Here is a 1,036-nt window from a genome sequence, read left to right as displayed (position 1 = left end):
GGCGTGGCCGGGTGCACCAGGGCACTTCCGATGGGGCCGCCGCCCATCGCGAGCAGGCCTTGCGCGAGGGCCTCAGCCCCTCTTCGTCTGACAGCTCCATGGTCACCCGCCACGGTCACCCGCGCGAGCCGATGACGGACCCCGGCGGCAAGGCGGCGTATCACCCGCTGCGGGTGAGGCCGTGGCCGTTCGAGTTCGCTCGAATGGAGCGGGAGGACACCTGGCTGCTGACGCGGAAGGGGATCGGTGATGGCGAAGCGTGGCTCAGAGAGCGAACGCGGGAAGGCGTGGTGGGTGGCACCACTCGTGTTGTCGGCCCTCGCCCTCGTCTTCATCTTCGAGAACAGGGCGGAGACGTCCATCAGGGTGCTGATCCCGATCGTCACGATGCCTTTGTGGGCGGCCCTGCTGGGCATCTGGCTGGTCGGTGTGGTCGCCGGGCTGTTCCTCTCCCGTCGACGCAGGCGGTGACCCGCCCGGCCGCTCACCCACCGCGCGTGGTGCGCCGGCGCCGTGAGCCCGTCGGCCGTCCTGCCCGCCACCTGAAACGGCCCCGGAGAGTGGCGGCCGTCCCCCGTCTGGTCAGCTCGCGATGCATCCGGGGGACTCATGCGCCACAACTGTTGGTAGCGATGCACCAGCAGTGCGTCACGGACGGTTTGAAGGGCAGGGTCTGCGGATGAGGATTGTCGTTGATCTCAACCGGTGCCAGGGCTACGCGCAGTGCGCGTTCCTGGCGCCGGACGTGTTCGAGATGCATGGCGAGGAAGCACTCCTGTACGACCCCGCCTTCACCGATGCGCAGCGCGATCAGGTGCGACGGGCCGCGGCCGCCTGTCCCGTCCAGGCGATCCTGGTCGAGCCGGACCAGGCGCGCGTCACACGGGTGGGGGCCTGAGATGTCGGTCTCCCTGCGTGAAGCGGTACTGGAGTTCCGGCGCGACGGGCGGATCGTCATCGTCGGCGCCTCGCTGGCCGGTCTGCGGGCCGCCGAGGCACTGCGCACGGGCGGGTTCACCGGGGCGCTCACGCTGGT

At 70.2% G+C, this 1,036-nt stretch carries 2 protein-coding genes; both read left to right on the top strand.

Annotated features, from left to right (window positions below):
• Positions 1-294 precede the first annotated feature (294 nt).
• Complete coding sequence (locus tag ACGF12_RS38725) at positions 295-471, top strand: LPXTG cell wall anchor domain-containing protein (protein WP_387621425.1); 177 nt, start codon at positions 295-297, stop codon at positions 469-471.
• Positions 472-679: 208 nt separating this feature from the next.
• Positions 680-898, top strand: a complete 219-nt coding sequence (locus ACGF12_RS38720) for a ferredoxin (protein ID WP_393041409.1) — start codon at positions 680-682, stop codon at positions 896-898.
• Positions 899-1,036 lie beyond the last annotated feature (138 nt).

The sequence above is a fragment of the Kitasatospora sp. NPDC048296 genome (assembly GCF_043201815.1).
Lineage (GTDB): Bacteria > Actinomycetota > Actinomycetes > Streptomycetales > Streptomycetaceae > Kitasatospora.
Note: the sequence above shows the minus strand (reverse complement) of the source record. Positions and strands in the feature narration are given on the sequence as shown.

Excerpts from the sequence above, each read along its gene's own strand:
- ACGF12_RS38720 (WP_393041409.1), top strand. The coding sequence starts at position 680 with ATGAGGATTGTCGTTGATCTCAACCGGTGCCAGGGCTACGCGCAGTGC.